The 24,066-nt window shown below is 71.0% G+C and carries 9 protein-coding genes; 2 read left to right on the top strand and 7 right to left on the bottom strand.

The genetic code is table 11. The features are described 5' to 3' along the window. Positions 1-15: 15 nt before the first annotated feature. From WS70_RS19840 to WS70_RS19865, 6 genes are all read right to left on the bottom strand, one after another. Positions 16-783 (bottom strand): thioesterase II family protein, encoded by a 768-nt coding sequence (locus WS70_RS19840; protein WP_059598146.1) that lies wholly within the window; start codon positions 781-783, stop codon positions 16-18. After that, positions 780-1,898, bottom strand: coding sequence for a Gfo/Idh/MocA family oxidoreductase (locus WS70_RS19845; RefSeq protein ID WP_059598147.1), 1,119 nt, complete (start codon positions 1,896-1,898; stop codon positions 780-782). The genes WS70_RS19840 and WS70_RS19845 overlap by 4 nt, the downstream gene beginning before the upstream one ends. Further along, on the bottom strand, positions 1,895-11,650 hold the full coding sequence (locus WS70_RS19850) for a type I polyketide synthase (RefSeq protein ID WP_059598148.1): 9,756 nt from the start codon (positions 11,648-11,650) through the stop codon (positions 1,895-1,897). The genes WS70_RS19845 and WS70_RS19850 overlap by 4 nt, the downstream gene beginning before the upstream one ends. Further along, positions 11,643-12,875, bottom strand: a complete 1,233-nt coding sequence (locus WS70_RS19855; RefSeq protein ID WP_059598149.1) for an MFS transporter — start codon at positions 12,873-12,875, stop codon at positions 11,643-11,645. The genes WS70_RS19850 and WS70_RS19855 overlap by 8 nt, the downstream gene beginning before the upstream one ends. Then, positions 12,872-19,285, bottom strand: coding sequence for a non-ribosomal peptide synthetase (locus tag WS70_RS19860; RefSeq protein WP_059598150.1), 6,414 nt, complete (start codon positions 19,283-19,285; stop codon positions 12,872-12,874). The genes WS70_RS19855 and WS70_RS19860 overlap by 4 nt, the downstream gene beginning before the upstream one ends. A gap of 231 nt (positions 19,286-19,516) precedes the next feature. Beyond that, positions 19,517-19,960: a hypothetical protein gene (locus WS70_RS19865; protein WP_059598151.1), complete on the bottom strand. Its 444-nt coding sequence runs from the start codon at positions 19,958-19,960 to the stop codon at positions 19,517-19,519. Positions 19,961-20,153: 193 nt separating this feature from the next. Here WS70_RS19865 and WS70_RS31700 point away from each other — a divergent pair, with 193 nt between their 5' ends. Continuing rightward, positions 20,154-20,402 (top strand): hypothetical protein, encoded by a 249-nt coding sequence (locus WS70_RS31700; RefSeq protein WP_159082931.1) that lies wholly within the window; start codon positions 20,154-20,156, stop codon positions 20,400-20,402. Here WS70_RS31700 and WS70_RS19870 read toward each other — a convergent pair. Next, positions 20,386-21,345, bottom strand: coding sequence for a helix-turn-helix transcriptional regulator (locus WS70_RS19870; RefSeq protein WP_059469825.1), 960 nt, complete (start codon positions 21,343-21,345; stop codon positions 20,386-20,388). The two genes, WS70_RS31700 and WS70_RS19870, sit on opposite strands and share 17 nt — an antisense overlap. Positions 21,346-21,687: 342 nt before the next feature. Here WS70_RS19870 and WS70_RS19875 point away from each other — a divergent pair, with 342 nt between their 5' ends. After that, positions 21,688-23,808: a TonB-dependent receptor gene (locus tag WS70_RS19875; RefSeq protein ID WP_082715974.1), complete on the top strand. Its 2,121-nt coding sequence runs from the start codon at positions 21,688-21,690 to the stop codon at positions 23,806-23,808. The last annotated feature ends 258 nt before the right edge of the window (positions 23,809-24,066 follow it).

Genomic DNA, 24,066 nt, shown 5'->3' on the forward strand with positions numbered 1-24,066 from the left:
GAGCTTCTCTGAGGGTCATACACACGCGGAGGTCGACTCGAGCCGGCGCAGGATCTGTTGCAGAAAGGCGCGCGGTCTGCGGGTCACGTAGAAGTGGTCGCCGGGCATCGCGATTGGTTCGTCCGCGCGACGCAGCCAGTCGCGCCACGCGGCGACTTCTTCGCGCGACGCTTCGATGTCGCGGCTGCCGTGGACGAGCAGCGTCGGCGTGTCGATGCGGCGCCGGTCGGCGCGCGGCATGCGGCGATAGGCTTCGGTGATCCGGAAATCGGCGCGCAGCATCGGCAGGAAGATCGCGAGCAGCGATGGATCGGACAGCAGGGTGGCGTCGCTGCCGCCGATCTCGACGAGCTGATCGACGAACGCGCGGTCGTCGAGATGGCTGAGCAGGCGACGTCCTTTCAGGTGCGGCGCGTGGCAGCCGGACAGCACGAGCGCGAACGGCGGCGCGCCGCGCCGCTCGAGACGCTCGCAGGTCTCGAACGCCACTTGCGCGCCCATGCTGTGGCCGGCGAGGATCAGCTTGCCGGGCGGCGCCTGCGCATCGACCAGCTCGTCGGCGAGTTGATCGGCGAGCCAGCCGATGTCGTCCGCGCCCGGCTCGCGCATCCGGTGGTCGCGGCCCGGATAGATCGCGAGCGAGACGTCGATGCCGAAGTCGTCGACGTTGCGCCAATCGCGGAATGCACTGCTGCTGCCGCCCGCGAACGGGCACATGACGAGCCGCCACGCAGCCGGCTCCGGCGACATGATCCACGGGCGCAGCATCCGCCGCTCGTTCATGCCGCCACCTGTTCGTCGGGCGCGGCGTCGACGAGCGTGCGCGGGTCGATCGCCGGCGGCGGCGCGACGCGGCGCTCGCGCGCGGGACCCGCGCATTGCAGTGTCTTTTGCCAGACGCGGGCGAGCGTGAGCTGATAGGCGGGATCGAACGCGGCGGGCGCCGCCGCGCCGTCGAGATGCTGGCGCAGCGCGTGCAGCACGTGCGCGACGCCCGCGGGGCCGTCGACTTCGAGCGCGTCGCGCCAGCTTGCCGGCGCGGGATGCAGCGGCAGGGCGGGCGGCCGATCGAGATGCGCGCTTTCGGCGCCCGTCGTCCGGTACGCGCTGCGATTGCCGTCGCGATGCTGCGGATCGTATAGCGCGGCGGTCCAGACGACCGGGCCGTAGCTCGCGTCGAGCGACAGATAGCCGGAAGGCCAGCCGAGCGTGAGCTGATGCATCGCGAGGCTGTGCAGATCGGGATCGTCGGGATCGAGATAGGTCTGCAGACGCAGCGTCGCGCGGCAGCCGGGCAGGCCGACTCGCAGCGCGTGGAACGCGGGATCGTCGTCGTCCACGGCGTCGACTGTCGCGTCGACGGCGCCGCTCGCCTGCAGCAGCAGATCGAGCGACGAGTAGAGCAACTGTCGGCTCGTCGCGAGATGCGCGAAGTGCGCGTGCTCGCCGCCGAGCGCGCGCCGCACGCGCCGAGCGCGATCGATCCAGCAGCGGCCGGCCGGCGTGTGCGCATAGAAGCTGTTGACCCAATAGGCGCGCTCGCGTTGCGCGGCGAGCCGCTGCAGGCGGGCGACGTCGTCCGGATGCAGCGGATGCTCCTGCACGACGTGCGCGCCGCGTTCGAGAAATGCCTGCGCGAGCGACGTGCCGGCGCCGCCGACGACCGTCGAGCGGATGACCACGCATGCGATGTCGATGTCGCCGGGCACGTCGTCGATCGACGTGTAGAGCGGAATGCCGAACGCGTGAGCGAGTTGCCGCGCGCGCGGGCTGCCGTTCGCGAGGAGTCCCGCGAGCTCGAGCCCCGGCTGCGGCGCGAGGAACGCATTCAGATAGATTTCGCCGAATTTTGCGCCGGCGACGAGCACGCGCCTGTTGCGCGGGTTGAGCGGTTTCATGCGACTTTCTCCTGCGGGCGGCGAGGGTTGTCGCGCCACTGCCGGAACAGGGCGGCGACGTTCTGTGCTCGTGCGTCGTCCATCACGAGCGTCCAGTGGTCTGCGTCGAGCGTGTGGCGTTCCGCATGCGTGTCCCAGCCTTGCCAGTCGAGTTCGGCCGATCGCCAGCGGGACGGGCGGTGCGCGGCGGCGATCCACAGACAGCGGATCGGCAGCGGGGCGGGCGCGTGGTGGCGCGCGAGCAGGCCGAGCAGGTCGCCGATGCGCGTCAGCCAGCGCTGCGCATCGGCGGCGCTCGTGCGCTCCGGCAGCAGCCCGGCCGTTTGCGCGGCGCGGACGAAGCACGCGGTCTGCTCGTCGGCGTCGAGCTGTTCGAGGTCGTCGGGCAGCGGCACGACGGCGCGCCCTTGTGCAAGCAGACGCAGCAGCGACGCGCGATCGGCATGATCGAAATCGGCGCGGCAGACGGGATCGAGCAGCGCGAGTTCGACCGTCTCGCCGCGCTCGTGCAGCAAGCGCGCGGCCTCGGCGGCGACGGACGCGCCATAGGACCACCCGATCAACGTATACGGCCCGTGCGGCTGCGACGCGCGGATGGCTTGCACGTAGCGATCGGCGAGCGCGCCGAGATCGTCGGGCAGCGTCGCGTCCGTCGCGCGCAAGCCGTGAACGCGGCAGTCCAGATGCCGCGCGAGCGGCACGTACGCGGCGAGCTCGCCGTCGGACGCGTGGAACATGAACACACGCGCCGGATCGCGCCCTTCGGCGAGCGCCACCAGGCAGCCGCCCGCATCCGCTGCCACGGCCGCTTCGGACGCGGGCGGCGCGTTCAGCGTCGCGCAGAACGCGCCGAGCGTCGGTTCGGCGAAGAGCGCTTGCAGACTCGCGTTGCGCATGCCGTCGCGATTGAGCTGCGCGATCATTCGCGTCGCGATCAGACTGTCGCCGCCGGATTGGAAGAAATCGCTGTCGCGATGGACCGGGCACTTCAGCAGCGCCTGCCACACCGCGCCGACGCTGCGTTCGAGCGCGGCTTGCGCTTGCGGATCGCGCGGCGGCGCGACGGCCGCGGTCGACGTGTGCGACGCGCGAGCCGCGCGGCTCGGCGCGCCTTCGTTCGCTTCGTCGCGCTGCGCCGCGTGGCGGTCCGCATGTCGATCGATGCGCTCGCATTGCCGGATGCGCACCGGCGGCAGCGCGTCGCCGCAGCGTGCGCGCAGGCCGCGTTCGAGCGCCCCGAGATCGAGCCGGCCGACGTGCGTCGCGCGTGCGAGCACCAGGTGCTGACGCAGCGGGCTGGATTCCTGCTCCGGCCACGCGAGTTCGACCGAAAAGCCCGCTTGCCCGAGCGCGTCGCGCCACGTCGGCAGATCGAGCATCGGCTTGTCGTCGGCCGTGCGGAAATCGTCGTAGCCGTTCAGGCCTTCGATGAAGCCGATGCTCGCCATCTGCAGCGCGCTGTCGCGCTCGGTCGCCTCGATCATCAACAGGCGGCCGCCCGGTCTCAGCAATTGCCCGAGGCGGCGCAGCGACCGCACGACGTCGCTCGCGTCGTGCAGCACGTTGACCGCGACGACGACGTCGTAGCCTGCTTCCGGATGCGTATCGAAATCGACCGGCGCGTTGATGTCGAAGCGCGCGTAGTCGAGCTTCGCGTGGCCGGCGAAGCGTTCGCGGGCGGCGTCGAGGAACAGCGTCGACACGTCGGTGAAGCGGTAGCTGTGCAGCCGGCCGTCGAGCGCCGGCACGAGGTGGCGCGTCGTCGCGGCGGTGCCGGCGCCGACTTCGAGCACGCGCAGCCCGCCCGAGCGCTCACCGAGCGCGCGCGCGATCTGCGCGGCGCCGCGATTCAGGCAGTCGATCGCCGGATTGTCGCTGTACAGCGCGCGGGTGACCGCATCGTCGTCGTCGAACAGCAGCGCGAGCGGCGCTTGCGTGCCGTCGAACAGCGCATCGTGACGTGCGATGCACGTATCCAGATACGCGCCGAGCGCGCGGCTCCAGCCGGCTTGCGGTAGCGCCTCGGCCGGGCCGGGAACGGTATCGAGCGCACGTTCGCCGACGAACGCGTCGCCTTCGCGGCGCAGCCAGCCGCGCTCGGCCAGCGCGAGCAGCCATTGCCGCGCGAGCCGGCGGTACTGCGGTTGCGCGCGCAGGCGCGACTGCACTTCGTCGAGATCGTGGCGTTGCCCGGCCTGCGCGAACAGGCCGTGGCGATGCAGCGTCCGGGCGATGCCGCGCAGCGCGCGCGCTTCGAGCCAGTGCCATGTCGCATCGATTTCCGCGAGCTGCGACGCGTCGAGCATCGGCAGCGCAGACGTCAGGGCCAGCGGCGCGTCGATCGCGGGCGGCGGCGCGACCTGCGCGCCGGCGGCCGACACGACGATGTCGAGCGTGCGACCGTCTTCGGCGAGCGCCGCGTCGGCGTCGGATACGCCGTCCTGCGCGCGCAGCAGGTCTTCGATGTCGCGCAGATCCATGCCCGCGTCGCCGGCTCGCAGCGGCCAGCGGTGACGCGCGAAATCCACCCATGCGCCGTCGTCGCGCAGCTTCGCGAGCCCGGGCTGCGTCATCCGTTCCGGTTGCGCGGCGATTCCGCGCAGCAGGCATCGATAATCGTCGAACATCGCCTGCGCGGCGCCGTGCGCGAGCACGTCGTCCATGCAGTACCAACTGAACACGAGATCGCCGTCGACTTCCATCACCTGATGATCGAGCCAGACCTGCGGCGTTTGAGTGAACACATGGACCGGCTCGCCGAACAGGCTCGTCATCGCCTGATCGATGCTCAGGCCGTCGAGCGACATCCCCAGCATGCTCGTGAACACGATCGGCATCAGCGGCCGGCGAGGATCGTGCGCGCGGCCGCGCGACAGCTCGCGCATCAGCTCGACGCCGTTGACCTGGCTGTGCGCAAGGCGCTGCCAGAGCCGCTCCTGCGTGCGCTCGATCGTGTCGCGCAGCGTCGGCGCGCCGTTCAGTGCGAAGTCGATCAGCAGCACCGACGTAAAATCGCCGATCAGTTGAGAGACCTGCGGATGATCGGGACGCCGGTTGAAGAACGTCAGGTTCAGCGTGAAATCAGGATGCCGGCTCCAGCGTTCGAGCGTGTGCGCGAAGAGCGCGAGCAGCGCGGCCGACGGCGTCGCGCCCCAGCGCTGCCATTCGCGTTTGAGCTTGTCCCAGTCCGCGCGTTCGAGGCGCGCCTGATATGTGGTGAAGCGGGGCCGCGCGCGGTCGGCGCGTTCGGGGTCGAGCGGCAGCGCGGGCGCGGGCGGCAGTTGCGGGAGCGTGCGCTGCCAGTAGCGCCACGATGCCTGCCAGTCGGGCGCGTCGCGGCGCGCCTGATCGGCGAGCACGTAGTCGCGGAACGTGATCTGCAGCGGTTCGAGCGTCGCGCCGCGATAGGCGCGCGCGAGGTCGTCCATCATCACCTTGAAGCTCTGCACGTCGAACAGCAGCAGGTCGAGGTTCATGTGGAGCCGGTAGCGCGCATCGTCGAGCTCGGTCACGACGAGCTCGAACAGCGGCCAGCGGTCGGCGGGCAGCACGCGGTACGACAGTTCGTCGCGGATGTGTTCGAGCGCGCGCGCCTGCTCGTCGGCGGCGAGGCGCTTCAGGTCGTGCCGCCGCGGCCGGTAGGCGGGCACGTCGCGCAGGATGCGCTGGCGGCCGTCCGAATCGACGATCATCCGCAGCATGTCGTGACGCGCGACGAGCGCGTTCCAGGCGGCCTCGAAGCGTGCGAGGTCGAACGTGTCGCGCCGCATGTCCCATTCGAACAGCACGTGACACGCGACGCCGCCGTAGGCGATCAGATCGGTGCGGCCGAGCCAGTACGCGTGCTGGATCGGCGTCAACGGGAACGGCTCGAAGCGGTTCGCGGGATCGTGGATGAGCGCGCCGGCGTCCGAAGCGGGCGCGCTGGCGTCGGCGGGCGCGGATTCGACGATCAGCCGGCCGATTCCGGCGACCGTCATGTCGCGATACGCGCGCTCGGCGTCGAGCTTGACGCCGAGCTGTGATTCGACGGCGCTCCGCAATTCGAGGAACAGCAGCGAATCGAGGCCGAGCTTCAGCAGATCGCGTTTCGGCGTGAGTTGAGCGAGATCGTCGAGCTTCAGCTGCGCGGCGATGCGCGCCGTCAACCATTGGCAGACGGCATCGGCATCGCGCGGATCGGGGCGTGCGGCGGCGGGTGCCATAGCGGCTGCCGCTGACGCCGAAGCGGCGCGGGAGGCCGCCGCCGGCGAGCGCGCGAGCCGGGCGGATGGCGTATCGGCGCCGGCGTTGATGTCGGCGTCGAACAGCGCGCGGCGGCCGGCGTCGAGCCGCTCGCGCAGCACGCGCATCGCGAGCCGGTATGGCGCGCCGCGCATCACGGCCTGTTCTAGATGCCACAGGCCTTCCGCGCTCGACAGCGCGCCCATCCCGCTTTCCGCGAGCTTGTGTTGCAATGCGGGCTCGGCAGCGCGTCCGGCTTCGCTCCACGCGCCCCACGCGATGGAGATCACCGCCGGTGTTTCGCCGCTTGCGCGCGCTTCGGCGAGCCCGTCGAGATAGGCGCTCGCGAACGCGTGCGCGCCTTGTCCCGGCGCGCCGAGCGCGGCGGCCGCCGACGAATAGAAGAGCAGATAGCGCGCGTCGTGTGCGCCGAGCCAGTCGCGCAGCACGCGCGCCGCGTCGGCCTTCACAGCGAGCACGGGTGCGATGCGTTCGGCGTCGAGCGTGGCGAGCGGCGCGTCGTCGAGGACGCCGGCCGCATGGATCGCGCCCGCGACGCCGCCATCCGCGTGCAGCGCTTGCAGCGCCGCCGTCAACTGCGCGGGCTCGGCGACGTCGCAGCGCACCCAGCGCAATTCGCATGCATGGTGCGCTTCGACTTCATGCTGGAACGCAGACCAGTCGTCATGCGCGCGAGGCGCGACGAGCGCGATGCGGCGCGCGCCGTGGCGCGCGAGCCAGCGCACGCTCAGCCGGCCGAGACCGCCGAACGCGCCGGTGACGACGTGCCAGCGTTCGCCGGCGAGCGCGCCGGCGGGCAGCGCGGGCGCGACGTAGGGTTCCGCCGCGAGCGATGGCGCGTGCGCGCGGCCGTCGCGGACCGCGAGCCAGCGAGCGCCGCTGCCGAGCGCATCGAGCGCCGGCAGCAGATCGCGCCACGCGGCGGCCGGATGCAGGTCGATCGCGGCGAGCACGCGGTCCGGCCGTTCGGCGGCCGCGACGCGCAGCAGCCCCCAGGCGGCGCGATGCGCGGCGTCGACGAAATCGTCGGCGTGGACCTTCCATGCGCCGCGGGTCACCACGACGAGCGGCGCGCGGCTTGCTTCGGACAGCGCGGCGAGCAATGCCGACGCGATCGCCTGTAGCGGCTTCTCATCCGGATCGAGGATGAACAATCGGCGATCCGCGTGCGGCGCGATCGGCATGCCCGCGTCGCGCAGCGCGTCGGCGAACGACGCCGACTCGGCGTGCAACGCGATGCCGTTCGCATCCGGCGACGCATCGGACACGGGCCGCCACTGCCAGCCGTAATGCGTATCGCGCGCAGGCAGCGGCGCGGGCAGGCCGTCTTCGGGGGAGTCGGCGTCGAGCGGCCGCCACGCGCCGGATTCGTCGCGCGCGTCGAGCGCGATCCGCGCCGCGCCGAACGGACTGGCGCACCAGCGCAGGCGCACGAGCGTCAGCCACGCCGGCGCGCGCTCGGGCGCGCGAATCGTCGGCGCCGTCTGGCCGCCGCCGTGGCGGCCCGCCAGTTCCGCGCCGCCGCGCGCGAGCCGTTGCTGCCAAGCCTCGCGCCGGCCCGCGCAATCGGACCAGTCGGCGAGATACACGCCGTCGTCGGTGAGCGGCTGACCGAGCAGCGGATCGGCGTCGTCGGCGAGCCACGGCGCGACGCCCGCCGAGCGGCCCGGCGCGGACGCGAGCACGATGTGCTCGCTGATGCCCGACGTCGGCGCGCCGTCGTCCGGCAGCCAGTCGATGCGCTCGAAGCCCGCCGCGACGCATTGTTCCTTCCAGCGCGCGGTCGACAGGAACAGCTCGCCGCCGCGCGCGTCCTCGTCGTGCAGCGGCAACACGAGCGGGCCGAATACGAAATCGAAGAGGCGCATCGGCCGCGTGATCTCGCGCATCAGCAGACGGCCGCCCGGCTTCAGCAGCGGCGCGAGGTTCGCGAGCGCGCGGCCGACGTGCTGCGTCGCGTGGATCACGTTGGCCGCGACGATCAGGTCGTATGCGCCCGCTTCGAAGCCTTGCGCTTGCGCGTCTTTTTGCAGATCGAACACGCGATAGTCGACGCATTCGTGAGCGGCGAATTTCTGCTCGGCGCGCCGCGTGAAAATCGGCGAGATGTCGGTGAAGTCGTAGCGGACGTTCGGCTCGCCGTCGAGTTCCGGCAGCAGCCACGCGGTCGTGCCGCCGGTGCCGCCGCCGACTTCGAGAATCCGGAACGGGCGGTGCCGGCGACGGTTCGTCCGCCGCTCGCGGACCAGCCCCGCGACGACGCCCGCGGCGATCTGGTTGAAATAGCGCCCGAAGCTGAATTCCTGATACAGCACTTCGACGCCGCTCGACGCGCTGTCCGGGAAGATCACCGCGACCGGCTCGATGTCGCCGCTCATCATCGCGTGCAGGCTGTCTCCCGCGCGCGCGACGGTGTCGGCGATCACGTCGAAGCCTTCGCAGCAGTCGCGCAGGATCTGCAGCAGCGCGTCGCGCTCCGCGTGGGGCGCCGCGAGCGCGGGTGCGTAGCGGTCGTCGTCGCGGCGGTAGTAGCCGTCTTCGACGCATGCATTCAGGAGACGCACGAGCAGCTGGCGATGGCGCGGCAGCAGACGGCCCGCGCGCAGGATGTCGAGCGCGGTCGCGCCCTCGTCGAAGCGCTCGCCGATGCAGCGGCGCACGAGCCGATCGACGTAGATCGCATGCAACTGCGTGACACAGTCGTAGAGTCGTTGCAGGCGCGGCAGATCGAGCGATGCGGCGGCTGCGGCCGCGACCCGGCGGCCTTCGGCGAGCGCCGGGTCGATATCGCCGCCGTGCGCCGCGGGCGGTGTGACGGCCGCCGGCTGCGCATCGCGCCAATAGCGTTCGGCATCGAACGGATAGCGCGGCGCGTGCAGCTTGCGGCCGGACGAAGGCAGCACGTTCGCCCACGGCAGCGCGACGCCCGCCGCATAGAGTTCGAGCGTCGCTTGCCGCGTTTGCGCGAGCGCGGGCTGTTGCCGGCGCGCGCTCGCGATCCAGCGCGCGCGTTGAGGCGACTCGCGCAGGCCGATCCCCGTCAGCTGCGCATCGGGCCCGAGTTCGAGAAACACGCCCGCGCCCTGTGCGATCGCGTGACGGACCGCGTCGGCGTAACGGACCGGTTCGCGCATGTGCCGGCGCCAGTAGCCGTGCGCGTTGAGCCCATCGGCGTCGATCGGCTCGCCGACCAGCGTCGATACGAGCTGCACACGGCCGGGCGTCGCATGCAGCTGCGCGGCCGCGCGTTCGAACGCGTCGAGCACCGGATCGAGCAGCGCCGAATGCGCGGCGCCCGGGACCGTAAGCCGCGCGTGGCGGATGTCTTTCGCGGCGAGCGCGGCGGCGAGCGCGTCGACTGCATCGCGACGGCCGGAGAACACGAGATGACGCTCGCCGTTATGCGCGGCGACGTCGACGCCCGCTTGCCTGGCGAGCGGCAGCAATTCGTCGGCGCACGCGAACGCGGCGAGCATCGCGCCCTCCGCGCAGCGCTGCATCAGCGCGCCGCGCAGCCGGACGAGCGGCATCGCCTGCTCGATCTCGTAGTGTCCGGCGACGACCGCGGCCGCGTATTCGCCGACCGAATGACCGATCACGATCTGCGGCTCGAGACCGAGTGCGCGCCAGTGCGCGGCCATCGCGAGTTCGAATGCGACGATCGCGGGTTGCGCGTAGTCCATCCGTTCGAGCAGATCGCCGCGCTCGCCGAACATCGCGTCGCGCAGCGGGACGTCGAGCTCGCCGTCGCAGGCCGCGAAGCAGCGGTCGAGACACGCGGCGAACGCGGGCGATTGCCGATAGAGCGCCTGTCCCATGCCGGGCCAGTGCGAGCCCTGGCCCGTGAAAAGCCAGGCCATTTGTCCGGCTTCGCCGCTGCCGCGATGGACGAGCGCATCGTCTTCGCCCAGCGCGAACGCGTCGAGTGCCGCGACGGTTTCTTCGCAGAACGGCACCGCGAGCCGGTGCGGCAGGTCGAGCTGCCGTCCGCGCAGCGCGGTATGGAGCAAGTCGCGCGCGCTCGCATGCTGCAGCGCGTCCGCGTAGCCGCGCGCGAGGCGTTGCAGCGCGGGCTCGCTCGCCGCGCTCAGCAGCAGCGCCGCGCCCGCGTCCGGCTGCGCACGGTCGTCGCCGCCAACCGCCGCGCGCAACGCGTCCGGCAGCGACGCGACGACCACATGGCAGTTCGTGCCGCCGATGCCGAACGACGACACGCCCGCGACGCGCGATGCGTCGTCCCAGGGCTGCGCTTCGGTGGGCACGTAAAACGGGCTGTCGTCGAGGCCGAGCGCCGGATTCGGCTTGCGGAAGTGCAGGCTCGGCGGAATCGCGCGCCGCTCGACGGCGAGCACGGCTTTCAGCAGGCTCGCGATGCCGGCCGCCGTATCGAGGTGCCCGATGTTGCTCTTGACCGAGCCGAGCGCGCAGCGCGGTCCTTCGCCCGCCCGATGAAAGACGCCGCGCAGCGCTTCGAGCTCGATCGGATCGCCGAGCGGCGTGCCGGTGCCGTGCGCCTCGACGAGGCCGATCTGCGTGCTGTCGACGCCCGCGAGCATCAGCGCGTCGCGGATCGCGTCGCGCTGTCCGGCCGCCGACGGCGCGGTGTAGCCGACCTTGCGGTCGCCGTCGTTGTTGATCGCGCTGCCGAGCAGCACCGCGATGACGGGGTCGCCGTCGCGCAGCGCGTCGCCGAGCCGCCGCAGCACGACCGCGCCGACGCCGTTGCCGGCGAACGTGCCTTGCGCGTCGGCGTCGAACGGCCGGCAGCGGCCGTCCGGCGAGAAGATCATGCCCGGCTGATGCAGATAGCCCGCGTGCTGCGGAAACGATACGGCCGCGCCGCCCGCGACGGCCATGTCGCATTCGCCGGCGCGCAGGCTTTCGCAAGCCAGGTGCGTCGCGACGAGCGAGCTCGAGCACGCGGTCTGCACGGCGAGCGCCGGGCCGCGCAGGTTCAGCTTGTACGCGACGCGCGTCGCGACATAGTCCTTGTCGTTGCCCATCAGCGACTGCAGGCCCTTGACCTGCGCGACTTCGGCGATCCGCAGCGGCTCCCTGCCCGGATACGTGCTGATGCGCGCGGACCCGAACACGCCGGTGCGGTGCGGAACGTCGCGCGGCGCGTAGCCCGCGTGCTCGAGCGCGTGCCAGACGATCTGCAGGAAGAGGCGCTGCTGCGGGTCGATCGATTCGGCTTCCTGACGGGAATAGCCGAACAGCGCGGCGTCGAACGCGTCGGCGTCGCGCACGACGGTGCCGACGTTGACGAAGTTCGGCGCGTCGATCGTCGCGGCGTCGAGGCCCGCGTCGAGCAACGCCTGCCGCGTGAAGCGGCGGCTGCATTCGGCGCCGGCGAGCAGATTGCGCCAGAACGCGTCGCTGTCGTCCGCTTCCGGAAAGCGGCATGCGTGGCCGATCACGGCGATCGGCTCGCCGTTCGGGTAATGCGTCGCGAGCAGCGCGTCGAGGTCCGCGGCCGGGCGAGCGGACGAGGTGGCTTTATCCATGACTGGTTTCGAGAGAGGGTTCGTGGGCGGCGGGAGAAGGCGCGGGCGTGGCCGGCCGCGCGAGCCGGCGGCACAGCCGGATCGCGGGCCACAGGCTCGCGACGGCCAGCGCGGCGAGCAAAGCGAGCACCGGGCGATAGCCGACGGCGTGACTGACGCGCAGGACGGCCATCGACATCAGCATGGCGACGGCCATGTCGGTCGACTGGAACAGCGCGTAGTCGGATGCCGGCTGGTGAGGGCGGGTGAGTCCCATCAGCACGTTGTAGAGCGTGACGAAGCCGATCGCCGCCGCGACGTTGACGAAGCCGAACGCGAGCGTCCATTCGCGTATGCCGAAGCGGGGATAGCCGATGGCGAGCACGCCCGCGAGCAGCGGGAACGACAGCATGACGGGCAGCACGCACCGCCACGCGCCGAAACGGCGCATGGCCCAGCCACCGAGCGCGATGCCGACGCCGCTCGCGACCGTGCTGTAGATCGTGACGACTTCGCCGAGCGCGCTCAGGCCGAGCCCCGCATCGACGAGCAGCACGGTCTGCAGCGCCATCAGCCCGCGCATCGCGACGAGGTAGATCGCGGTCAGCGCGAGCGCGGGCCCGATCCCGCGCAGATCGCGCCAGTGCAGGCGCGGGCGCGCCGAGCCGACGGGCGCGGCCTGCATCGGCTGGCGGATCAGCAGCGACGGAATTAGCAGCAGCAGCGACAGCGCGGCGATGCCCGCGAAGCCGCAGCGCCAGCCGGCGCGCTCGGCGATCGCGAGGAACACGAACGAACCGAGCGGAATCCCCAGATAGCTGCCGCCGACTTGCGCGACGTTCGCGAACGGGCGGCTGCGGGCGTCGGTCGTGCAGATCGCGATGCCGTTCGCGTAGATGCCGTGGCTCGCGGACAGCAGCGACAGCAGTGTCAGCGACACGACGATCGCGCCCGCCGCGTGCGCCGGCGGCAGCAAGCCGATGCACGCGATGAGGGCCGCCATGCCGAGTTGCAGCAGCGCGAGGCTGCCCTGATAGCGGTTGCCGCGCAGCGGCAGCGCGTGACGCTCGCACCACGGCGCCCACAGGAATTTGCCGACCCAGGGCAGCATCGCGAGCGACAGCCAGCTCAACTGAGCGAGGTCGGCGCCCGCGTGCCGGAAGTAGCCGACGACGCCCTGCATCGTCAGCGCGCTGACCATGCCCTGGTGCGCGTAGTACGACCAGTACGGCAGATAGCGCTTCATGCGGCGGCTCCTCGCCGGCGCTGCAGCTTCGCTCTGCGTTGGTCGAGGAGCGTGCGCCGGTTCGCGTCGTCGGCCTGGGCCGGCGCGTGCGCGCCGCCGAGATGCGCGGCGAGCGCGTGCGGCGACGCATGCGTGAAGAGATCCGTCACCGCGAGCGACGCGTAGCCCGCGTGCCGAAGTTTGACGTGCCATTGAACGAGTTCGAGCGACGACGCGCCGGCTTCGAAGAAGCTCTGTCGCGCGGCGATCGGCAGGCCGAGCGTCTGTTCGAAATGCTGGCGCAGCCGGCCGACGAGCGCGGCGTCGACCGGTGCGTCGTCGCGAAGCGCGGTGATCGGCGCCGCAGGCGCGGCGGTGGCGGAGCCGACGGCGCGCGCGTCGCGCATCGACCGCGCGCCGGCCTGGCCGACACGCGGCACGAGGACGTCGAGCGGCAGCCGCCACGCCGATGCGTCGGTCGCGAGCCGCTGCAGCAGCGCGACGTACTGATCGAACATCGCGCGCAACCGGTCGGGCTCGAACAGCGCTTCGACCGCATCCCAGTTGAAGCGCAGCTCGCCTTCCGATTCGTAGACCTGGTGATCGAGCCATACCTGCGGCGTCTGCGAGATGCCCGAGCGCGGTTCGAGCCACGACGCGTGGGCGAGGAAGCGGTCGTGATCGAAGCCGAGCGCGCTCGTGAACACGACCGGCATTTCGGCGGCGGCCCGGCCGTGCCGCTGCGCGAGCTGGCGCATCACCCAGAGCGCCGACACGTCGCGGTGCGCGAGGTCTTGCCACAGCCGCTGTTGCAGCCGCTGCGCGCTCGCGAGCCAGTCATTCGCGGGCTGCCACGCGAGCAACAGCAGCGACGTGAAGTCGCCGAGCACCTGCTCGATCTGCGGATGCACCGGCTGCCGATCGAACAGCGTCAGGTTCACGCACAGCTCGCGCTGCGCGCTCCACGCGGACAGCACGGCCGAATACGCGGCGAGCAGCAGGGCCGACGGCGTCAGGCTCGCCGCGCCGGCGCTCGCCTTCAGCGCGTGCCATTGCGCGCGCGACAGGCGCGCCGACAGCCGCACGAAGCGCGGCGTCCCGATTTCCGCGGGCGTGCGGCGAAGCGGCAGTTGCGGCGCGGAGGGCAGGCCGTCGAGCCGGCGCTGCCAGTAGGCGAGCGACGCTTCGCTGGCGCGCCGGCCGGCGACGTGCGTCACGTAATCGCGAAAGCCGATGTCGAGCGGCGGCAGCGCGCGATCGGGCGCGACATACAGCTGTTCGAGCTCGGCGAGCAGGATCTGCATGCTGAGACCGTCGAGCATCAGATTGTCGAGACACACGTAGAGCCGGCTGCGCTCGCCGCCGTCTTCGGCCGCTTGCACGTCGAACACGGGCCAGCGCGCGGGATCGAGGACCTGATGCGCGAGCCGCTCGCGCAGCGCGGCGGCGTCGGGACCGTCGAGGCTCGCGACGCGATGGCGCGTCAACGCGAACGGCGGCGCTTCGGCGAGCACCTGCTGCCGGCCGTCGCGGACGACCGCGCGCAGCATGTCGTGGCGCGCGATCAGGCGGTTCCACGCCGCTTCGAAACGCACGACGTCGAGCCGCTCGACTTCGAATTCGACGAAGAAGTGCGAGCCGACGCCGCCCAGCGCGAAGCCGGCCTGGCGGCCGACGAGATACGCCTGCTGGACGTCGGTGAGCGGGAACGGCTGGAAGCGCGACGCGGCGTCGGGCCGCAGTGCGTCCGCTGCCGGCTCGATGCGCGGGCGCAGCGTCGCGGCGAAGGCGGCGAGCGTCGGGTAGTCGAACAGATCGCCGAGCCGCGCCGTGTAGCCCGCCCGATCGAGTTCGCCGATCAGGCGCGTCGCGAGCAGGCTGTCGCCGCCGAGCTGCAGGAAGTGGCTGTGCCGATGCACCGCATCGACTTGCAGCAGGCGTCGCCACAGCGCGGCGACGGCCGTTTCGGCGTCGCCCTGCGGCGCTTGCCGCTCGGTGTCGGCATCGGCATCGGCATCGGCGACAGCGGCAGCGGGCGCGCAGCGGGCCAGCAGCGCCTTGTGGTCGATCTTGCCGTTCGCGGTGAGCGGCAGGGCGTCGATGAAGTAGAGGCGCTGCGGCAGCATGTAGGACGGCAGGTGCGCGGCGAGCGCTGCGCCCAGCTTTCGCGGATCGGGCGTGCGCACGATGGCGGGCGCTCGTAGCACGAAGCGCCGGTGCGCGCCGACGTCGTCCGACTGCTCGCATGCAAGCGCGCGATCGTCGAATGCGCGTCGCCAGTCTTCCGCGCGGCGCAGGCTGTGCTGCGCGGCGGCGCCGCCCGCGAGCAGGTCGGCGCTGACGAGCGCGAGCGCCGACGCATCGCGCAGCTCGGTCACATAGATGAGCGCCGACGGCGCGGCCAGCTCGACGAGTTCGTCGAGCGCCGCATCGCCGAGGCGGTGCAGCGCGTTGTTGGCCCAGATCACGTCAGCGCCGTGCGCGAGATCGTTCAGCGACGCGGGGGCCGCGCGCCGCGCTTGCGCATGTGGGAACGCGGCGAGGCGCGCCTGCGCGCGCAGCACCATGTCCTGCGACGCGTCGATGGCCGTGTAGATCAGCCGTTGCGCGTCGAGGCGGCGCAGCAGCGCTTCGCCGCACAGGCCGCTGCGCGCGCCGATCTCGACGAGCCGTGCGGGCCGCCCCAGCGAGCGGGATAGCGCCGCGACCGCGGCGGCGAGCGCATCGATCGCTTGCCCGGCGCCGTCGCTGCGCAGCAGCAGCGATTCCGGCGACCAGAACGGATGGTCGAGCAGCGTGTGCGCCGGGCGCAGCCCGCGCAGGATCGCGCCGAGCGCGTCGTGGTGAGTGAGCAACGCGTCGGCGGTCGTGAAGAGCGGGTCGTCGGCGCGCGGCCGGCGGCGCGCGTGGTCGTAGCGCGGGCCGCGGCGATACGCGCCGTCCTGTTCGACGAGGCGGCCGTGCGCGGCCAGCAGCGCGAGCCAGCGCGCGAACAGCGCACGCCACGCCGGCTGCGCGCGATAACGCGCGAGCGCCGCGTCGACGTCGAGCGGCGCGTCGAAGGTCACGCCCTCGCGTTGCAGATGGTCGTGCAGGAAATCGGCGATGAGACGTTCGATAGCCGCGTCGGACTTCGCGATGGTGTAGGCATCGGCATCGGCATCGACATCGCGGCTGGCGTCCGCGATTGCGCTCGCGTTGCCGATGGCGTCGATGGCGTCGATGGCGTCGATGGCGTCGACGGCGTCGATGGCGTCGACGGCGCGGCCGGCGTGTGCGTCCGCATCCGCATCCGGATCGGCTTCCCGAGCGGCGCCGCAATCGCCCATGGGCGCGAACAGCGCGCGAAAGTCGGACGGCCATGCCGGATCCGCGCGCCGTTCGTCGAACAGCGCGTCGCCCGATGGCACGACGAACGCCGCAAGCGATTTGTCGCGTTCGCCGACCGCGAGCGCGATGCCGGTCTTGACGCCGTCGATGCGATTGAGCGCCGCGTCGATCTCGCCGAGCTCGATCCGGTAGCCGCCGATCTTCACCTGCTTGTCGCGCCGGCCGAGAAACTCGAGTGTGCCGTCGGGCCAGTAGCAGCCGTGATCGCCTGTTCGATACCAGCGGCTGCTCGCGTCGTCGACGAATTGCCGCGCGGTGCGTTCGGCGTCGTTGAAGTAGCCGAGCGCGACGCCTTCGCCGCCGATCCACAGTTCGCCCGGCACCCAGTCCGGGCAATCGCGGCCCTGCTCGTCGACGACGCGATAGCGCTGGTTCGCGAGCGGATAGCCATAAGGGATCGAGCGCCAGGGCGGCGGCACGTCGCCGACATCGTAAGCGTTCGACCAGATCGACGCCTCGGTCGCGCCGCCCATGGCGACGAGCTCGCCGTCCGCGCGAAACGCGCGGTAGCGCGCAGGCAGATCCAGACCGATCCAGTCGCCGGACAACATCGCGACGCGCAGCGTCGACGGCGCGCGCAGCTCGAAGCCTTCGGCGTACGTGACGAGCATGTCGAACAGCGCGGGCACGCTGTTCCATATGGTCACGCGATGGCGGTCGAGCAGTTCGCACCAGACGGCCGGATCGCGCCGCTGCGCTTCGTCGACCAGCACGAGCGCGCCGCCCGCCGCGAGCACGCCGAAGATGTCGTAGACCGACAGATCGAAGTGCAGCGCGGACAGCGCGAGCACGCGATCATCGGAGCCGACGCGGTAGCGCCGGTTCAGCTCCGCGCACGTGTTGAGCGCGCCGCGATGCGAGATCACGACGCCCTTCGGCGTGCCGGTCGAGCCGGACGTGTAGATCACGTACGCCGGCGTGCGCGGATCGACCGCGACGGGATCGCGCAGCGCGTCGGCCGCGACGGCGTCCTGCCACGCGAGATAGCGCGCCGGATCGTCCGGCGCCGCGATCGCCGCCGGATCGTCGCGGCAGACGAGCACCCGCTTCACGCGCGCGTCGTCGTAGATCTTGCGGCGGCGTTCTTCCGGCTGGTCGAGCGGCACGGGGACGTAGACCGCGCCCGCGTGCAGCACGCCGAGCACCGCGACGATCTGCCCGATGCCCTTCGACATGCTGACGGCGACGGTGTCGCCCGCTCCCACGCCGCGCGCCGCGAGCGCGCCCGCGCAGCGGCGCGCCTGTTCGGCGAGCGTCGCGTAGCTGATTCGCGCGTCGCGATGGATCAGCGCGACGGCGTCGGGCGCGCGCCCGGCCGCGTGGAAGAAGCCGTCGTGCAGGCAACCGTCCGGCACCGGCCGGGCGGTGTCGTTGATGCGCGCGCGGACCGCGCGCTGCGCGTCGGGCATCGGATCGGGCAGCGGCTTGCGCCAGGCGCCGGCGTCACGCACGAGATGCCGCACGAGCGCGACGTACGCATCGAACAGCGCATCGACGAGGCTTGCCGGAAAGAGCGCGTCGACGCTGTCCCACTGCAGCCATACCGACGCGCCGTGTTCGAACGCGAGATGGTCGATCCATACTTGCGGCGTTTGCGAGATGCCCCACGCGGGCTCGCCGAGCGCGGCGGCGGTGTCGCGGCCGTACAGCGGGCGGCCGAGATTGCTCGTGAACACGACGGGCGCGCCGTGCGGATGACGTTGTTCCTTGCGCAGCTCGCGCAGCAGCTCGACGCCCGACCAGTGGCGATGCTCGTATGCGTCGGCGAACGTCGCCTGGTTCGCGCGCGCGAGCGCGTCGAACGGCGCGCCTTCGGCGGCGAGATCGATCAGCAGGATGTTCGTGAAGTCGGCGATCATCCGCTCGACCGCCGGATCGAGCGGCTGTCGATCGAACAGCGTCAGGTTCAGCAGCAGGCGCGGCTCGCCGCTCCAGCGCGCGAGCACCGCGCCGAAGCACGTCGCGAGCGCCATCGTCGGCGTGACGCCGCACGCGCTCGCCTGCGTCTTGAACGCGCGCCAGTCGGCCTCGCCGAGCGCCGCGCGGCGGCGGCTGAAGCGCACCGGCGCGACGCGCTCGGGCTCCTGGGCGAGCGGCAGACGCGGCGCGGCCGGCAGTTCGGGCAGCTTCGCGCGCCAGTAATGCTGCGCCGTTTCGCGCGCGGCCGCGCTGTCGTGCTGCAGATGCGCGACGTAGCTGCGAAAGTCGTAACCGCTGCCGATGGCCGGCAACGCGCGGCCGCCGGCGAGCGCCGCGAGCTCGTCGAACACCAGCGTGAAGCTCGCCGCGTCGAGCACGAGCAGATCGAGGTCGACGTGCAGACGATGCCGCCCGCCGGGAAGCAGCGACAACTGGAAGTCGAACGTCTCGCCGTGCTCGACGTCGAGCACGCGATGGCCGAGGCGTTCGCGCAATGCGGCGAGCGCGTGCTCGCGTTCCGCATCGCCGCAGGCGCGCAAATCGTGCACGGCGACGCCGGGCCAGCTCGAACCCGCACGCCATTGCTGGCGGCCGTCCGCGCGGAACGCGACGCTCAGCATCGGATGGCGGGCGATCAGCGCGCGGACGGCGGATTCGAGCCTGTCCGGCGTGAGTCCCGCGCCGTCGAACTCCTGATACAGATGGCAGCCGACGCCGCCGAGCGGCTGCTGCGCGGAGCGACCGACGAGATACGCGTGCTGGACGGGCGTGAGCGCGAACGCTTCGCCGTCGCGCATCGTCGGCCATGCCCGCGGCGCGGCGGGCCGCTCGGCGACGCGCGCGGGGCTGCGCCGCATCAGCGCGAGCCAGCCGGCGAGCGTCGGCTCGCGGTACAGCTCGCGCAGCGTCAGCGTGTGGCCGCGCGAACGCAGCCGGTTCAGCCAGGCCATCAGGCGCATCGAGTCGAGGCCCAGTTGCAGCAGGTTGGCGTCGGCGTCCAGCCGTTCGGGATCGACGGACAGATCGGCGGCAAGCTCGCCGCGCAGCGATGCGCCGTCGAGCGCGATGCAACCGGCTTCGACGGCTGGATCGGGGGCGAGGCTCGTATGAAGGTCGGACATGAATGAAGATCTCGAGTCGGTTGTGATGCGAAACCCTGAACGCAAAGACACCCCGTCGACGTGTACGCCGCCGCCCGTTTGCGGGCGATGGCGCGATGCGTCGTGCGGTCGTCGGTCATTGGATGAGTGGCGGCGGCATGCGCACGCGACGCGGAGCGACGGCGGCAGCGGCGTGTGCGATGCGCGACGCCGCGTGCCGGTTCGATCGGCGCAGCGTTCCCGCGCGCGTCGCTAAGGACTTCGGCGCGCGCCGCGCGTCGCGGCCGACGTGCGTGCGCGGCCGCTGCGCTGCTCGAGCCAGGCTTGCGCCTGCGCGCGCGCTTCGATGTGCGTCGCGGCGATGCGGAACGGATAGGGCGCGTGCTCGGCGCGATCCCACGCGCGGGCTTTCTCTGCGTAGGCGCGCCGCCGCGCGACGTCCGCCTCGATGCGGATCGCGCCGGCGCAAAGCCGCTGCTGCGCGACGTTGTCGCGACTCCATTGAACGTAGGCGGATACGAAGCGCGGCGAATGACGCGGCAATTCCTCGCCGTCCATCAGCAGCACGAACGGCTCGGCGCGCGTGTACAGCGCCTTGAACTGCGCGAGCCGCGCGTCCGCTTCCGTATCGGGAACCTGCGCAGGCATGTGCAGGTACACGAGCGGCCAGGAGCGGGTGTCGATGAAGTCGTTCATGAGTCCCTCGTCGGTAACGCCACGCAAGCGGCAAGACTCGGGACAGACGATGCGTCGAACGGTTTCGGGCGAGACGCGCAATCGATTCGCGGTTGCCTGAAAGAACCGTTGACGGATCTGCGATCCGTCATCTGCCTGCCCCGAGTGCAGCGGCGCTGTGCGACGCACGCTGCCTCGATTTGCGGTGCCTCTTATGACTGTGAACGATAAGCATTGTTGTTTAGAAGCTCTACCCGAAACGGATTTATTTCCGCTCGCATCGGTATCTTGCCGCCGCTCCAATAGGGCTCGCCCGGCACGGATGGCGATGCATCCGCGCCGGGCGAGCAAGGCGGGCAAGGGCGGCGAAAAGCGCGTGCGGGCGCGGACGGGCCGCGCCGCGAAAGAGAACGTCGCGAAAAGCCCGAACGCCGCCGAACCGATCGTCAGCGACGCTGCTTGAACGCCGAGGGATTGACGCCGAACTGCTTCTGGAACGCCGCCGTGAAGTGGCTCGCGTTCGCGTAGCCCATGTCGGCGGCGACGGTCATCACCGGCATGTCGGCGCTCGACAGCCGGCGGCGCGCTTCGTGCATTCGCTCTTGCTGGAAGAGACCGTAGACGCTGTGATCGAACAACTGCCGGAACCCGCGCTTGAGCTTGAGCACGCTGAGCCCCGTTTCCTTCGCGAGCATCGCGATCGTCGGCGCGCGGCTCAGGTCCGCGAGCAGAAGATCCCGCGCGCGCAGCAGTTTCTGCCGCTCCGCCGCCGGCAGCGGCCACGCATGCGGCGCGGCGTCGCCGTGCGCTTCGATCACGAGGCTCGCGAGCGCGAGGCTCTGTCCGAGCAGCCACATCGACGGGCGGCCCGCGCGGCCGTGCGCGCACCGATGCCTGTCCTGCAGCGCGTGGCTCAACGATTGCGCGGTCGCGCGCATCTCCGCGTCGCACCGGCACGGCGCGCAGCAGCGCGCCGAATCGAGCTTGCGCTCGAGCGCCGCGTCGAGATCGGGTGCGAGCTCACGCACGAGATCCGGCCGGATCGACACAGTCACGCTTTCGATCTGGCCCGAATGCATTGCGCGGCCGCTGCAATCCGGTGTGTAGCTGATGCATCCCGTGCCCGCCGACAGCACGTGCTCGGTTTCGCTGCTGCCGGCGTCGATCGAGAAGCGCGAGCGACCTTGCAGCGCGCAGCAGAAATGAACGCGGCCCCAGTCGTCGCGGATATTCATCGAGATCGGCTGCCGCAGCGCGCCTTGCCAGACGAGCACATCGATGCCGTCTTGCAGCGCGACTCTGAGCAGCCGGCAATCGGGCGCGGACTCGGCGGGCGGCGTCGGATCGGCGAGCAGCGTCGATATCGCGACTTCGGGTTTCGCAAGCGTAGAACTGGAAGAAGGCATCGGTGATCGTCTCCGCGCGGCATACCGATTGGGGTAGAAGTCGACCCGATCGGGGTAGAAATGTAAATGAGAATTGTTATCATTATTGCAATTCCAGTCGCCGCCGTCGAGACAATCTGCTCGTTCCGGAGAGTCAGTCTGTCTCGGCGGCTTCTCGCGCCCTTCGGGCGCGCGACGGTCTCGTCTCGCCATGGCGCGCGCCCACGGCGAGACAGGATTTCTTCGTGACGCACGATTGCACGATGAGTCCGCCCGGCCGTCTTTCGAGATCAACAAGGAGTGTGTGTGATGCGGTATCAGCGAGCCTGGCGGGGCAGGCTCCCGGCGTCGAACGCCTTTGCGATGGCAGTCGCGATTTCCCTCATTCCTTTGTCGAGCGTCGCTCATGCAAGCGCCGCCGGCACGCCGTCGGCGAAGCCGTCGGGCAGCGGTCCGGCCGGGGCCGGCGCGGCGTCCGGCGTGACGGCGGCCGGCGAGCTGTCCGCCGTGACCGTCACCGCGAGCAAACGCGATCAGCCGCTCGCGACGCTCAACGGCGCGGCGGTCGTCGTCGAACAGCCGGCGCTCGACGATGCGCAGGTCGCGAACACACTCGATCTCGCGCGGGTGCTGCCCGGCGTGCAGATCACGAGCGGCGGCTCGATGCTGTTTCCGATGATCGGCCTGCGCGGCATCTCGTCCGCACAGGATTTCTACAACCCGGCGTTGACCGTGTATGTCGACGGCGTGCCGCAATTGCCGACGTTTTCGTCGCAGACGCTCCTCAGCGTCGATCGCGTCGAGTTGCTCAAGGGTCCGCAAGGCACGCTGTATGGCAAGAGCGCGGAAGGCGGCGTGCTGAACATCGTCACGCTGCCGCCCGACAACACGCCGCGCGTGCATCTGCGGGCGGGCGTCTCGAGCCGCGGCGGCAACGTCGAGCAGGCGGAGGTCGCGGGGCCGATCGTCAAGGACTTGCTGTACGGCGCGGTGTCGCTCGCGCACGTCGACGCGCCCGGCGACCTGCGCAATCCGGCCAGCGGCGCGAATCATCAGGGCGGATCACGCTCGTTCGCCGGCAGCGCGAAGCTGCGACTCGCGCCTTCCGGCGCACCGTGGGAAGTGAACGTGTCGGTCGGGCGCGATTGCGCGAAGGCGACGCAGGACATCTATGTGCCCTTCGACGACATCGGCAGCCGCACCGCTGACATCGATCCGCGGCTGCCCGCGCAATATGCGGAGTCGTACATGCGCCGCTGCGGGAACAGCTATGCGCTGTCCGGGCGCTACGATTTCGGCCAGTGGCGTCTGTCCGCGATTTCCGCCTGGCAGACGGTCGACATCGAGCGGCGCTTTCCGTTTCTCCAGTATTTCACGCAGCAGCCGGAGGACTGGCGGCAGAACGTGCAGGAACTGCGGCTCGCGACGCACGCGCCCGGCCGGCGCTGGGACGCGGTGTTCGGCCTCTATCGGCAGGACGTGCATCAGTCGCGCACGTACGTCAACGACATGGTGATTCCGTCGGTCGTCAATCTGTCGACGACCGCATCGAGCAACGAGAGCAAGTCGCTCGCCGCGTACGGCGACGTCACCTGGCACGTGACGGACGCGCTCGATCTGTCGGCCGGCCTGCGGGCGTCACGCGATCAGGCGTGGACGCAGTTCGCCGGCGCCGCGATGGCGTCCGCGTCGACGTATGCGCCTTTCGCCGGCGTGAACGGCGCGGCCGGCAACCGGATTCTCGGCAAAGTGTCCGCCGGCTATCAGATCGATCCGGCGTGGCGCGTCTATGCGAACGTGTCGCAAGGCTATAAGCCGGGCGGCTTCAATCTCGCGCCGTCGAGCCTCGCGGATGCGCAGGGCTACGGTCCGGAGCGTGCGGTCAGCTATGAGCTCGGCGCGCGCTATGACGGGCGGTCACTGCGCGGCAGCGTCGCGCTCTATCGGATCGACATCCGCAATGCCCAGCTCTACAGCAGCGATTCACTCGGCTATCAGTCGCTGCGCAACGTTGGCGACACGCGCTCGACGGGCGTCGAGTTCGGTGTCGAATGGGGTATCGCGCGAGGCTGGAAGGCCGGGCTCGACGGCTTCGTCAACCACGCGACGTTCCGCAGCTACACCGATCCGTTCGGCTGCGCCACGTGCTCGGGCAACGACGTTCCGTTCGCGCCTCGCTACGGCTTCACGCTGAACGTCGGCGGCGAAGTGCCGACGCTGGCCGGCACGGTCCGGCCGCGTGTCGCGGTGCGCTGGCTCGGCGCGCAGTACTTCGACGTCGCGAACAAATTGCGCCAGGGCGGCTATGCGCTGGTCGACGCGTCACTCGGCTGGCGTCCGCGCCGCGACGTCGAGCTTACGCTCTATGCGCAGAACCTGACGAACCGCGACTACCGCACGTATGCGTTCCGTGCGCCGACAGGCAATCTCGCGCAGGTCGGACTCGGACGCACGGTCGGCGTGACGGTTGCGTTCGATTATTGACCGTGCGCGACGCGGCCGGCCGTATGGCTCGCCGCGTCGCAAGCGATGAGCGCGGCTGCGTGCCGCGCGTAGTGTGTTTCGTCGGCGCAGGCCGCGTGCGTCGTTGCGTGTTGTCGTGGCGTGCCGTGCGTTGTCGCGCGTTCATCGCGCGCCGTCGCGCATCGCCTGCGTCGGGGTTCGTCATCGTGCGGCACTGCGCCGATCGCCGTGCGTCGTCGCATGCCGTTGCAAATCGTCGCGCGCGCACGTGGGCGCGCC

Origin of the sequence: Burkholderia mayonis, from assembly GCF_001523745.2 — a bacterium.
GTDB classification, from domain to species: Bacteria; Pseudomonadota; Gammaproteobacteria; order Burkholderiales; family Burkholderiaceae; genus Burkholderia; species Burkholderia mayonis.